Below are 12,215 nucleotides of genomic sequence, written 5' to 3'. Positions count from 1 at the left end.
GAAATCCTACATGTTAAGCTGATAGCTCTTAATTTCTTGCTGACTTTATGTTTGCGATACTAAGTATCGTCTTCGTTTGCTTCGACCGAAGTCTAAGCTCCTTGCACATTTGGTTCGTTCATTCTTCATTCAGTTTTCAAAGGTCAATCGTGTATCACGTGTTACGTGATTGCTTATTTATATTAGCACGGCTTCGTTTATCCGTCAAGCTATTTTTGAAATATTTTTCAAAAACATTTACTGACGACCGCTCGAAGCAGCAACTTTTATATCTTATCACCCACACGATTGCATGTCAACAATTTTTTTCAATTGTTTTCTTTGCTCTCGTGGACAACTTCTAAATACTACCACCCGGCACCTTCTGTTGTCAACACTTTTTGACAGAGAAACGCCCAGACGGCCGAATAAATGAGTTCGTTTATACATTCCTTCATTAGAGTGCGAAGCAAAAAAACGCAAATAAAAAAACGAATATCCGGTTTTCACCGAATATTCGCTCATATTTCGATTTTTTATTTACTGATTTTCTCGTAGATTTCGACGATTTCTTTCGCCAAGTCTTTGAATGCGATCGAAGTCATCAAGTGATCTTGTCCGTGGACCATCAATAACGACAGTTCAACTGCATCTCCTGATGCTTCTTGTGTCAACAGACCGGTCTGCGCATGGTGGGCTTCCACCAATGCTTTTTCCGATTCGCCGATTTTTTCGTTCGCTAATGCAAAGTCTCCTGCTTTTGCCGCTTCAATCGCTTCAATCGCATTTCCTTTTGCATCGCCCCCATGCATGATCAACTGCATGATGACATCCAGGTTTTTTGGTTCTGCCATTAGAGTTACTCCTTCAGTGTTTTTATTATTCGCCCATTAATGTAAGAGCAGTTTTCAATACTTTTTCGCCGTTCATCATGCCGTAGTCCTGCATGTTAATGACATCCATTTTTGTATCAGTGCCGGCAACTTTATCTTCGAATTGTTTCTTCATGTATTTAACTTGAGGTCCCAACATCAGAACGTCGATTTTTTTCTTAGCCAAATGTGCATCTGCTTCTGAAGCGGATACTGCGAAAATATCAGCGTCCAATCCTTGTGCCACCGCCGCTTTTTGCATTTTTGATACAAGTAAGCTGGTGCTCATTCCAGCTGCACATACTAACATGATTGTTTTATCTGCCATATTCATTCTCTCCATCCATAAAATTAATTTGATATGCAATTATTATAACACAGATGATAGCGTTTGTCGCAAGCACTTACATAAATTTACAAACGTTTTCAGCAAACCGCTTTCTTATCGCTTTCACGAAGAAAAGATTCTACTTCAGGTTCTTGCCGTTTTGTTCTATGAGCTCTTTGTACCAGTAATAACTGGCCTTTTTGTAGCGTTTCAATTCTTTCGGACTGTCCTCATCGCGGTCTACATATACGAAACCATAGCGCTTTTGATAACCATTCAACCAACTCAAAAGATCGGTATAGCTCCAAGTGCAGTAGCCAAGCACTGTGACCCCATCCGTGATGGCTTCCTGGACGGCTTTGGCATGGTCGTTCAAATAGTCGATCCGGTACTGGTCATGGATCTCTCCCTCTTCAAGCTTGTCGTATTCACCCAATCCATTTTCGGTTATCAATATCGGCAGTCCATATCGGCTGTTTATCCGACGCAAGGCAATCCGAAGCCCAACTGGATCGATATCCCAATCCCAATTGGTTTTTTCGACAAATGGATTCAGCACTTCTTTGAAGACGCCTGGAATCCCGCCTCTTTCGGTACTTCCTTTTTCGCCGGAATAATTCGGTGTCCCGATGCCGACGCCATCCAATGGGTTCGCGGCAACAGTTGATGTCTGATAGTAATTCACGCCCATGAAATCCGGTTTGCCGGCTTTCAATACTTCAAAATCCTCCGGTAGCGTTTCAGGCAACAGGTCATTCTCTTCCAACCAATTCCAGATGACGGAAGGGTACTCCCCTTTGGCATAGACATCCATCCACAAATAGGCATTCAATTCGTCGAAGTTCTCCGCCGCCAGAATGTTTTCTGGACGGGCATCAATAGGGTACCCAGGTGAATAGGCAAAACTCGGACCGATTTTTCCTTGCAATCCCAGCGAACGGTACTTTTTGATGGCTGCCGCATTCGCTACATTCGCATGATGATTGGCTTGGTACATCCGTTTCGGATCTTTCACTGCCGGCGGGTGGGTCGCCATCAAGTAACCATGGGAAATGAAGACATTTTGTTCATTCAAGGATACCCAATAGTTGACCCGGTCGCCGTATCTCCGGAACACAGTTTCTGCATAAGTGGTGAAATCTTCGATAATCTGGCGGGACTCCCAGCCCAGATAATCATCCTGCAGATATTGCGGGATATCCCAATGATACAACGTGACAACCGGTTCAATATGGTTCGCCAGCAATTCATCGATCAGGTCATCATAAAACTGCAGACCTTTTTCGTTCACTTCCTGCATATTGTGCGGGAAGATGCGGCTCCAGGCAATCGAGAAACGGTAAGCCTTCAGCCCCTGTTCAGCCATCAGCGCGACATCCTCTTTGAATCGGTGGTAGTGGTCAACCGCTACATCCCCGTTCGTTCCTTTAAAAGTTTTGCCGGGAATCCTGACAAAGGTATCCCAGACAGATGCGCCTTTCCCGTCTTCATCCCAAGCCCCTTCGACTTGATAGGAGGCCGAGGCAGAACCCCATAAGAAGCCTTCCGGAAAATCCTTCAATTTTTTGTGTTGCATATCATGACCCGCTTTCTGTTTAGTTTGTTTCTGCTTCTCAAAATACAAAATGGACCATAAATCATATGAGCGATTTATGGTCCATCTATGTTTGGTGATCAGTGATTATTTTGCGATTTTCTCATAGATTTCGACGATTTCTTTCGCCAAGTCTTTGAATGCGATCGAAGTCATCAAGTGGTCTTGTCCGTGGACCATCAATAACGACAGTTCAACTGCATCTCCTGATGCTTCTTGTGTCAACAGACCGGTCTGCGCATGGTGGGCTTCCACCAATGCTTTTTCCGATTCGCCGATTTTTTCGCTTGCTAATGCAAAGTCTCCTGCTTTTGCCGCTTCGATCGCTTCAATAGCATTTCCTTTTGCATCGCCCCCATGCATGATCAATTGCATGATGACATCCAGGTTTTTTGGTTCTGCCATGTTATAAACTCCTTAGTCTTTTTATTATAGTCCCATCAAAGTGAGGGCTGTTTTCAATACTTTTTCGCCGTTCATCATGCCGTAGTCCTGCATGTTGATGACATCCATTTTTGTGTCTGTGCCGGCAACTTTATCTTCGAATTGTTTCTTCATGTATTTGACTTGAGGTCCCAACATCAGGACGTCGATTTTTTTCTTAGCCAAATGTGCGTCTGCTTCTGAAGCGGATACTGCGAAAATATCAGCGTCCAATCCTTGCGCTGCCGCCGCTTTTTGCATTTTTGATACAAGTAAGCTGGTGCTCATTCCAGCTGCACATACTAACATGATTGTTTTATCTGCCATAATATTTTCTCCACCCTTATATATATTTGAGCCCCTATAAAAGGGGCTCATTGTACTGCTATGTTATTATGCTGCTACGTTGCCTGAAGTTTCAACTTCACCAATTTCAACGTTGTAAGCTTTGTTGTCTTCCAATTTGAAGAATGGGTAGAAGATTACAGCGCTTAGCGCCATTTCGATCAATTGCCATACAGCACCTTGCCAACCGCTGATAAGGAAACCAGAAATGATTGGTGGTGTAGTCCAAGGAATGTTAACCCCATTTGCCAACGGCACAAGTCCGATGCTCATCACTACATAAGATAGGATAGTCATCACAACTGGTGCAATGATGAACGGAATCATCAAGATCGGGTTCAATACGATTGGCATACCAAAGATCAATGGTTCGTTGATGTTGAAGATTGCAGGGCCGATTGCCAATTTACCCAATGTTTTGAATTGAGTGGATTTTGCAGCGACCAAGCATAATAAAGCTAAACCAAATGTTGCTCCGCAACCACCGATTTTGATGAAGTTAGCGTAGAATTGGTAGTTAACGATGTTAGGCAATGGAGCTCCAGCTGCAAATGCAGTAGCGTTTTCAGCTGTCAGTGTCAACCAGATAGGTTGCATAACGGCACCCAAAATGTTTGGTCCGTGCAAGCCGAATGAGAACAATAATGTTTCCAAGATGATGATAAGGATTGTTGCTGGTAAAGTAGCACCAATACTTGTCAGTGGAGCTTGGATGATTTGGAAAATGAAAGATTGAGCTGTTCCGTATGGTGTAATTGCGAAAACTAATTTCAAAATATCGAATACTAAAATGATCAACAGACCGGGAACTAAAGCATCAAATGATTTCGCAACGTTTGACGGAACAGAATCCGGCATCTTGATTGTCCAACCTCTTGACAGGACGAAGCGCATGATTTCAACCGCTAACACAGTGCTCATCATACCTAGGAACAAACCGCTGGCGCTTAAGTTACCCATCGGGATTCCAGCAGCATTATCTGTGCTTAAAATAGATGGTGTTAAAATAAGGAATCCGACTAGCGAATAGATGATCCCTGCTAAATCGTCAATTTCATAAGTTTTGCATAGATCTCTTGCGAGCCCTATCATAACGAAGATCGTCATGATGTTCATGGTCATGCTGTAAGGAACCATGAAGAATTGCGTCCAGTCAGCTCCGAAGATGCCTGCCATGAAATCAGCGTAGCCTGGAATCGGCAAGTTGGCGATCAACAGGAACATGGAACCGATGATCAATAGCGACATCGCTCCGAAGAAACCTTCTTTAATAGCGGACAAGTAGCGGTTTGCATTTAATTTATAAGCTATAGGGCCTAATTTTTCTTGTAAAACATCTAAGAATTTATCCATAATAAAATCCTCCTCTGTTGGGAACACTTTTGAAGACAACTCATCGTCTTCGGGAACAGTAAAATAAATTGATATGATTGCTTGTCCGGATTCTGCCAGTCAGTCTCAGAACAATGGGCCTTCGTTTTCCGCATTCATTTACCGCTGTTCTTTATCAACAACGGATGGCGCGAAAAACTTTTCTTGCTGTCTACCTCTAACCTTCCAGTTTTTCCCCGTTCGACGCGATCACTCCTTTGTACCAATAGAAACTATCTTTCCGGTATCTCTTCAGATCTTTCAGATCGAAGTCTTCCCGGTTGACGTAAACAAAGCCATAACGCTTGCGGAACCCTTGGTGGGTGCTGATGAGGTCGATCGCACTCCAGGTGCAATACCCGAACACATCTGCTCCATCCGTAACAGCCAGGTTCATCTGTTCGATATGGTTGCGGAGATAGTCGATCCGATAGTGATCATGGACCTTCCCATCTTCCAGCTTATCAATACCGCCTAAACCGTTTTCAGTAACGATCAGGGGTTTACGATAACGAGAGTAAATTTGGTTAATCGTCGTGCGGAATCCAGTGGGGTCGATCTGCCAACCGAATTCTGTATAAGGAAGATGCTCATTGTCGGATCCTGCGAAGAATCCTTCTTGGCTATCTGATAACTGCTGATCTTTTTTGCCTGTTGCGCGTTCCGTTCCGGCCGGATAGGCTTGAACAGTCGAGCTGTTGTAGTAGTTGAAGGCGATGAAATCGCATTCCGCGGATTTCAATATCTCCAAATCACCTGGTTCCATATCAGGCAGAGCGTCATTTTCTTCCAGGTAAGCCCACACTTGGTGATTGTATACACCATACACGGCGATATCGAGATAAAGCCAGTTACGGATTGCGGTATACAAATCGGCTGCTTGGACATCCGCTGGGTTGTTCGATTTCGGATAGACGGCCGAAATGTTCGGTGCCGGTCCGATTTTCACATGCGGTAATTTTTCGTGGCAGTTGTTCATCACCATCGCTTGTGCAACAAGCATGTGGTGGTTTTGTTGGTACAAGGATTTCAAGGTGCTTTCACCTGTACCGACTGCAGCGCCGTGAAGAATCATCATGTTCTGTTCATTGATCGTCAGCCATAATTTGACGCGGTCTCCTAAGTTATCGAAGAGGACATCGCAGTAGCGGACAAAAGCATCGATTGTGGCGCGGTTTTCCCAGCCACCTTTTTCAGCAAGTCCTTGCGGCAAGTCAAAATGGTAGACCGTCACTAACGGTTCGATACCGTATTTCAGACATTCATCAATCAAATCGCTGTAGAACTGAAGTCCTTTCGGATTGACTTCTCCATCACCGTCCGGAATGACCCGTGACCATGAAATCGAAAAGCGATAGGTTTTGAAGCCCATCTCAGCCAACAAGGCGATATCTTCCTGCATGTGGTGGTAATGGTCAGTAGCTACTTTAAAATCAGAAGTATCCGGAACGATTTCCTTCGCGTCCTGAACAGATGGTCCTTTTCCGTCTTCGTTCCAAGCGCCTTCAACTTGATATGCGCTGGTTGCGGATCCCCATAAAAAATCTTCTTTAAACGGTTTCAATTTCTTATGATACATACTCTCATTCCTTCCCTATCGATTTCCACTCAGGAAGTCGACTGCCTTTAAGCGGTTACATGATTTTCAAAAGCGAACTCTCTTCTTTTCAAAAAGAGTCGCTTCCAGATTGCGAATGCGCTTTCTGTTTTTCAATATAAGCTTATTATAGAGTTTGTGAACGAAATGTAAACAGTTACATGCATTAAAGGAACAATAATCAGCTTTTGGAATGATGTTTCAAAAAAGAAACGATTTGTTTCAACTTAACTCTCTGTTAAAGCTTATTGTTAAGCATTTGTTGCATGTAGTTATAATTACGCCTTGCCAGTGTTTCAATCAAAAACACGGCCGGCAGTTGGGAAGTCACGTTGACCTCTTCGTCGACATATTCAGGAGTCAGGTGATAGGCAAAGTTTATATCCGACTGTCTGGCCAATGAATTTGTGGAGGAATTCGTGATGCTTATGATTTTGCTGCCCAGGCTCTTCAGATCTCCCGCTTTCCTTAACATGATTTCTGTTTCTCCTGAGACAGAACAAACAATTGCAACCGTGTTCGTATATTGCCGGCTGATCAAGTGAAATGGATAGTAGGGATCTTGGATATGGAAAGTGCTTTGACCCAAGTTTGAAAACTGTCGGGACGCATAGGCAGCGATCAGGCCCGAAGTACCGATGCCGAAAAAGAGGGCAACGTCGGAATTGGCTATCATTTCGACTGCAGCTTGTATTTTTTCTTCGTATTCCGACTGCATAGAACGGCTGAAAAACTCTTCGACGATTTCGGAAGTTTCAAACACCTTCTTATTGTGTTTGCGGTTGTCCATTTCCTTCAGATGCAGTTTGCACTCCCAGATGTTTTCGAAACCCAGCTTGCTGATGGTCCGCGTAACCGTCGCCGGCGATACATGGGTCTCGGAAGCTATCTCGCGAACGCTCATACGGATGACTTTTTGGGTACGCTGCACGATGTACTCGTATACCTTTAACTCTGTATTCGTCAGTAACTTTACATTCTCTTGATTGAACACGTAAAAACCCCTTTATCCGGAACAAAATAAGCTCTGAGGCGTGCATTAGTTCGTTGTCTTTTCTTCTTAACCATTTTACCATGTATTTTGAAAATAACAAAAAACAAAACAATTTTACGGAACGCAAAATTGTTTTGTTTTCTTGTGATGCTTATTTCAGTAAAAATAGATTTTTTCTCAGAAGATATCTTCCGCAAGGCTTTTGCGGAATGCCTCGATTTTGCGCAATCTGCTCTTTTCACTGTGTGCGATGTCCAGCTCATCCAGCAAGGGAACCAACATTTCGAAGGTTTCCAATACGCTGTCTCCGCGCATTTCGATTTTTGCAGGAAAAACTTTCGCCTCAAACAGATATTTGTACAGTTCGAATTGGATATCGCGTGATTTATCGGAAGTCAGCACTGTAGCCAGCAGAACTTCCCCTGATTTCTTGTCTGCGATGGCCATCATCTTCACAAAACGCGGCCGTTCCCCTTCTTTGAAGGTGATTGGTTGTGGTAAATAAAACAAGTCCACTTCGAAGGTATTTCTTAAGAAGTTTTTCTTCTCCATCATCAGACGACGGATTTCGAACTGGGAAAGCATCAGATCGTATGGACCTTTCGTCAATTCGCCGCCAGTCAGGAATGCGAGGATATGTTCTTCTTTCAATTTCCAGACGCTGTCTTTTGTACCGGCTTGGTAATAGTAGCGCGTCGGAACGTCATCTGCCGCAAAGGATTTGTCAAAGTCCAGTTTGCTGTAGGTGGGGAACATTTCCAAAAAGCTCTCCAGCACCCGCTCAAAAAGAGCGATGTCCTCTTCGGACGCTGACCAAGGAACAAAGCCTGGCGTAAAGTCCAGCAGTTCCGGCCAAGCTTGCTTGCCGCGGAATTTGACATCCGTTGTGCGGATGCGATTGTAGTCGATTTCTTCCAGTTTGCTTCGGTCGACGAATTCCAGTCTGATGTTTTTCAGCTTTTCGGTGTATTCCCCGATGCCATCCGCTTCCGTGAACTCAGACTCCAACAGATCCAAGTAGAGGATGTATTCCGAAACATCCCTGAATACACTCAATCCGATGCTGTCCTCATCCAGCCCATCCAAAGCAAAGAATACAGGCTCCTTGCGATCGGAATATTTGATCCCGACAACGTCCGTGTCTTTCATTTTGTCCCAAGGCTTCAATTTATGGAAAGCCTTTATGTTTTCGTACAATTTTTGATAATCTCTCATTCATTTCTCCTATCTATTTACAAAGCATAAGCCCAAACCCCTGATAAAGATGGAATTCGGAGCACACGCCGTTGTTTTTGGCATATGTTTCCGGCGTTTCCGGCCGCTTATCCTGTTTCGGCTTATTGTAACAAATTCCTTTCCTATGCTATCATATCTTGAAGCGTGCATCAATTTTTCTTTTTAAGGAGTCCAAAAATGACCTTTTCTTTCAAGGATATCGAACACAGCAAATCAGTAGTCAAAGAAACATCTCTGTACACGCATCATCGCAATGAAGAAGCTCTTTTTATGCACATCGAGAATTATGTCATTTTCAATCGTATTCCGACCTTCGCTGAATTCGTGGAGACGGAGTCCTATTTGAAATCAGAGCAGCAAAAATATGGCCAGGATTTCATAAAATTCATTTGGCCCGAAGATTGTGAAATTCCGCAGCCGATCATTTCCTATCTGGGATCGAACGATTTCAGCCTGGATGTCCTTGAACTCTACGCAGCCCCTCCCGGAACCTTTGTGCCGACGCGGATTGATGAAACGCCTTCCGATGTCAGAGTGGAATGGGTGAACGACGATAACCGCGTTGCCTATCTGGCTTTGTCCGCACAGGCCGACAAGGAAGTCAGCGAGGAATTCGCAAAACAGAAGCAGCCTTACACCCTGGCTAAATTCGAAAATCCCGCATTCTGTCCCATCGTGGCAACCCGCTCCGATGAAGCGGTCGGTTCCATCGATCTCTATCTGAAAGAGGACAGCATTGAAATCGACAATTTCTACGTCGCCATGGATTACCGATGCAAAGGTGTCGGAACGGCGCTGCAGCAATTCGTCATGGAGCATGCCATCGGTAAGACCGTCCTTTTGGTGGCTGATGCAGCGGATACAGCGCGCGAGATGTACAATCGCCAAAATTACACATACATTTCTTTCCGCTACGAGCTCCTTAAAGTCTTCAAATAACGGATCAATGAGCTGTCTCATACGTAGACAGCCTTTTTTGCGTGCAGCAGCCCTAACTACAGCGAACGTTGTCCGATAAACCGAATGAATCGGACAACCAGAATGCTAAAAGCAATAAAAAAGCTGTATCAAATCCAGAGAATTCTATTCTGGATCCGATACAGCCCCTATTCGTTTTTTTCATTCGATTTCGTTGATTTGGTAGATTTCCACAGGATAATTCGATTCGATTTCCTCAATAATTTTATCCACGATTTGTTGGCATAGGACCCGCGAGTTGTTGACAACCGCCAATCCGATGACAGCTTGGTTCAACATATCCTGTGCCGATACTTCCGCAATGCTGACATTGTAACGTTGATGCATCTTGGCAAGGATGCTTTTCACAACGCTGCGCTTGTCCTTCAGAGAATTGGAATCAAAAAGCCGCATAGATAGTTCCACAGCCAACACGTTCATTGTCATCGCCCCATTTTAAATTAATATGGAAACATTCTCTCTTCACCACAAAAAATAACCGAAACTTCCCCTTCTGTCAAGGGATAGCTCCGGTTACCGGATAAATCAAGGACGGGATTCATCGTATCCTAGTAGTTGAACTCTGAATTGCAGGGGATTCCGCCTAAGCTGACATTACGTCACGGCCAAAAAGCGGCCGTTCTCGTAATGTCCTCTTAGTGCTCATCCCCTACCCGCAATTCATCGTATCCTAATAGTTATCTACATCTTTTCGTTCGCCTTTGAAGTTGTTTTTCTTTTGGTGACGTTCGATGAGGACTTTGGTCACATCGGCTACGTCGACGCCTTGGTCGTACAGGAGTACGCCGAGGTGATAAAGGAGGTCTGCCGTTTCGTTGGCGACCTCTTCTTTGTCGTGGTTTTTGGCGCCGATGACGACTTCGAAGGCTTCCTCGCCGAATTTCTTGGCGATTTTATCTGTGCCCTTGTCCAGCAAGTAGTTCGTGTAGGACTTTTCATCATGTCCGACAGCGCGCTGGCGGATGGTCTCTTCCAAGTCATCCAAACCAAAGGCAACCGGCACATCGAAACAGCTTTCCGTGTTGCGGTGGCAAGTTGGACCGGCCGGTTCGATCATGATCAGCAACGCGTCCTGGTCGCAGTCCAGATACATGTCCTTCACGAACTGGTAATGCTCGCTGGACTCGCCTTTTTTCCAGAGTCTGTTCTTGCTTCGGGAAAAGAACCAGACAACCTCGTCCCGTTTCGTCAATTCGAAGGCCTCTTCATTCATGAAGCCGACCATCAAAACATTTTTGTTCGTAAAGTGCTGAAGAACGACAGTCAATAACCCTTTCGAAAAATCAGGCACTAGTGCATCGTATTTAGACATTGCGCATATCCACTCCATTCTCCGTGCAGCATTCTTTCACTTCGGCGATCGACACTTCTTCATCATGGAAGATTGAAGCTGCCAATCCAGCCGATACATCCGTTTCCTTGAACAAGTCGGCGAAATGCTGGGCATTGCCGCCGCCTCCGGAAGCGATGACCGGGATCGATACCAATGCTTGGATTTTGTTCAGCAGACGGTGATCGAAGCCTTGTTTCATGCCGTCATAATCCATGCTGGTGACCAACAATTCCCCGGCCCCCAGAGCTTCCACTTGCTGCACCCAGTCCAACGTCTTGATGTCGGTCCGTTTTTTCCCGCCGTGGGTATAGCAATACCATTCCTCTTTATCGGCTTCCCATTTCGCATCGACAGCGATGCAAATGCATTGGCTGCCGAACTTGTCGCTCGCTTCCTTGATCAGCTGCGGATTCGCCAATGCTGATGAATTCAGGCTGACTTTATCCGCTCCGGCATTGAGCAGACGGGAAATGTCATCCGTCGACTTGATGCCGCCGCCGATCGTCATCGGGATGAACAGCTGTTGCGCCGTTTTGCGGATGACATCGATCATCAGGTTGTGTCCGGTTTCGGTTGCGGAGATGTCCAGAAAGACAAGTTCATCCGCACCCAAAGCATTGTAGCGCTTCGCCAGTTCGACCGGATCGCCGATTTCGCGCAATCCCTTGAATTGGATCCCTTTTACGACGGTTCCGTCCTTCACATCCAGGCAGGGAATGATCCGTTTCTTTATCATGCCAAGCCCTCCCAGAAGGCATCCGTATTGGCCGCTTTGCCGACGATGGCTGCCGCCACACCCAAAGCTTCCAATTTTTTGATGTCTTCGATGTTGCGGACGCCGCCTGATGCGGTGATGGGATGGGTCGAGAGTTCGACAAGCTTGCCCGTCAACTCAAAGTTCGGCCCGGCCATCTTGCCGTCTTTCGAGATATCCGTATAGATGATGCCTCCCAAGGCCATCGGATTCGTCGCTTCCACGACATCATAGATGGTCTGGCGGCCCGTTTCTGTCCAACCGTTCACGGCGACCAGTTCGCCTTTTGCATCCAGACCCAAGTAGATTTTTCCGGGATATTTCGCCGTCATCTCAGCCAACCATGGCAGATCCTGCAGCCCTTTCGTCCCGACGATCACATAGCTGGCGCCTTTTTCGAAATAGTGCTTG

The 12,215-nt window shown here is 45.3% G+C and carries 14 protein-coding genes; 1 reads left to right on the top strand and 13 read right to left on the bottom strand.

All coding sequences use genetic code 11. The features are described 5' to 3' along the window. Positions 1 to 515: 515 nt before the first annotated feature. From WBV27_RS00860 to WBV27_RS00820, 9 genes are all read right to left on the bottom strand, one after another. Positions 516 to 833 (bottom strand): PTS lactose/cellobiose transporter subunit IIA, encoded by a 318-nt coding sequence (locus WBV27_RS00860; RefSeq protein WP_068561593.1) that lies wholly within the window; start codon positions 831 to 833, stop codon positions 516 to 518. A gap of 25 nt (positions 834 to 858) precedes the next feature. Continuing rightward, positions 859 to 1,179 carry a PTS sugar transporter subunit IIB gene (locus tag WBV27_RS00855; protein ID WP_086986658.1) on the bottom strand — a complete coding sequence of 107 codons (321 nt, stop codon included), beginning with the start codon at positions 1,177 to 1,179 and terminating at the stop codon, positions 859 to 861. Positions 1,180 to 1,318: 139 nt separating this feature from the next. Then, positions 1,319 to 2,755, bottom strand: a complete 1,437-nt coding sequence (locus WBV27_RS00850) for a glycoside hydrolase family 1 protein (RefSeq protein WP_424198572.1) — start codon at positions 2,753 to 2,755, stop codon at positions 1,319 to 1,321. A gap of 105 nt (positions 2,756 to 2,860) precedes the next feature. Then, positions 2,861 to 3,178 (bottom strand): PTS lactose/cellobiose transporter subunit IIA, encoded by a 318-nt coding sequence (locus WBV27_RS00845; protein WP_106450373.1) that lies wholly within the window; start codon positions 3,176 to 3,178, stop codon positions 2,861 to 2,863. Between the two features lie 24 nt (positions 3,179 to 3,202). Continuing rightward, complete coding sequence (locus WBV27_RS00840; protein WP_424198570.1) at positions 3,203 to 3,523, bottom strand: PTS sugar transporter subunit IIB; 321 nt, start codon at positions 3,521 to 3,523, stop codon at positions 3,203 to 3,205. A gap of 66 nt (positions 3,524 to 3,589) precedes the next feature. After that, complete coding sequence (locus WBV27_RS00835; protein ID WP_424198568.1) at positions 3,590 to 4,894, bottom strand: PTS sugar transporter subunit IIC; 1,305 nt, start codon at positions 4,892 to 4,894, stop codon at positions 3,590 to 3,592. Between the two features lie 196 nt (positions 4,895 to 5,090). Further along, positions 5,091 to 6,491 (bottom strand): glycoside hydrolase family 1 protein, encoded by a 1,401-nt coding sequence (locus WBV27_RS00830; protein ID WP_424198566.1) that lies wholly within the window; start codon positions 6,489 to 6,491, stop codon positions 5,091 to 5,093. A gap of 256 nt (positions 6,492 to 6,747) precedes the next feature. Further along, positions 6,748 to 7,503, bottom strand: coding sequence for a MurR/RpiR family transcriptional regulator (locus WBV27_RS00825; RefSeq protein WP_424198564.1), 756 nt, complete (start codon positions 7,501 to 7,503; stop codon positions 6,748 to 6,750). A 177-nt stretch (positions 7,504 to 7,680) separates the two neighbouring features. Continuing rightward, positions 7,681 to 8,718: a DUF7309 domain-containing protein gene (locus WBV27_RS00820; RefSeq protein ID WP_424198562.1), complete on the bottom strand. Its 1,038-nt coding sequence runs from the start codon at positions 8,716 to 8,718 to the stop codon at positions 7,681 to 7,683. Between the two features lie 198 nt (positions 8,719 to 8,916). Between WBV27_RS00820 and WBV27_RS00815 the strand changes: the two genes are divergently transcribed. Continuing rightward, on the top strand, positions 8,917 to 9,678 hold the full coding sequence (locus WBV27_RS00815; protein WP_424198560.1) for a GNAT family N-acetyltransferase: 762 nt from the start codon (positions 8,917 to 8,919) through the stop codon (positions 9,676 to 9,678). A gap of 180 nt (positions 9,679 to 9,858) precedes the next feature. Here the strand turns inward: WBV27_RS00815 and WBV27_RS00810 are convergent, their stop codons facing one another. The 4 genes from WBV27_RS00810 to WBV27_RS00795 form a co-directional block, all read right to left on the bottom strand. Next, on the bottom strand, positions 9,859 to 10,143 hold the full coding sequence (locus tag WBV27_RS00810) for a DUF503 domain-containing protein (protein ID WP_424198558.1): 285 nt from the start codon (positions 10,141 to 10,143) through the stop codon (positions 9,859 to 9,861). A 244-nt stretch (positions 10,144 to 10,387) separates the two neighbouring features. Continuing rightward, entirely contained in the window at positions 10,388 to 11,029 is a 642-nt protein-coding gene (gene hisIE / locus WBV27_RS00805) for a bifunctional phosphoribosyl-AMP cyclohydrolase/phosphoribosyl-ATP diphosphatase HisIE (protein ID WP_424198557.1), read from the bottom strand. Beyond that, positions 11,022 to 11,786: an imidazole glycerol phosphate synthase subunit HisF gene (gene hisF, locus WBV27_RS00800; RefSeq protein ID WP_086629785.1), complete on the bottom strand. Its 765-nt coding sequence runs from the start codon at positions 11,784 to 11,786 to the stop codon at positions 11,022 to 11,024. Before hisF ends, hisIE begins: the two co-directional genes overlap by 8 nt. Beyond that, the coding region (locus tag WBV27_RS00795; protein ID WP_424198554.1) for a HisA/HisF-related TIM barrel protein at positions 11,783 to 12,215 on the bottom strand (433 nt) is incomplete at its 5' end. The genes hisF and WBV27_RS00795, both read right to left, overlap by 4 nt.

The sequence above is a fragment of the Trichococcus sp. genome (assembly GCF_049589555.1).
Classification (GTDB): Bacteria; Bacillota; Bacilli; order Lactobacillales; family Aerococcaceae; genus Trichococcus.
The sequence above is the reverse complement of the archived record's forward strand: the minus strand, read 5'-3'. Positions and strand labels throughout refer to the sequence as shown.

Bases quoted from the DNA above. Each gene is read 5' to 3' on its own strand.
- WBV27_RS00860 (WP_068561593.1), bottom strand. From the start codon at position 833: ATGGCAGAACCAAAAAACCTGGATGTCATCATGCAGTTGATCATGCAT.
- WBV27_RS00855 (WP_086986658.1), bottom strand. From the start codon at position 1,179: ATGGCAGATAAAACAATCATGTTAGTATGTGCAGCTGGAATGAGCACC.
- WBV27_RS00850 (WP_424198572.1), bottom strand. From the start codon at position 2,755: ATGCAACACAAAAAATTGAAGGATTTTCCGGAAGGCTTCTTATGGGGT.
- WBV27_RS00845 (WP_106450373.1), bottom strand. From the start codon at position 3,178: ATGGCAGAACCAAAAAACCTGGATGTCATCATGCAATTGATCATGCAT.
- WBV27_RS00840 (WP_424198570.1), bottom strand. From the start codon at position 3,523: ATGGCAGATAAAACAATCATGTTAGTATGTGCAGCTGGAATGAGCACC.
- WBV27_RS00835 (WP_424198568.1), bottom strand. From the start codon at position 4,894: ATGGATAAATTCTTAGATGTTTTACAAGAAAAATTAGGCCCTATAGCT.
- WBV27_RS00830 (WP_424198566.1), bottom strand. From the start codon at position 6,491: ATGTATCATAAGAAATTGAAACCGTTTAAAGAAGATTTTTTATGGGGA.
- WBV27_RS00820 (WP_424198562.1), bottom strand. From the start codon at position 8,718: ATGAGAGATTATCAAAAATTGTACGAAAACATAAAGGCTTTCCATAAA.
- WBV27_RS00815 (WP_424198560.1), top strand. From the start codon at position 8,917: ATGACCTTTTCTTTCAAGGATATCGAACACAGCAAATCAGTAGTCAAA.
- WBV27_RS00810 (WP_424198558.1), bottom strand. From the start codon at position 10,143: ATGACAATGAACGTGTTGGCTGTGGAACTATCTATGCGGCTTTTTGAT.
- hisIE (WP_424198557.1), bottom strand. From the start codon at position 11,029: ATGTCTAAATACGATGCACTAGTGCCTGATTTTTCGAAAGGGTTATTG.
- hisF (WP_086629785.1), bottom strand. From the start codon at position 11,786: ATGATAAAGAAACGGATCATTCCCTGCCTGGATGTGAAGGACGGAACC.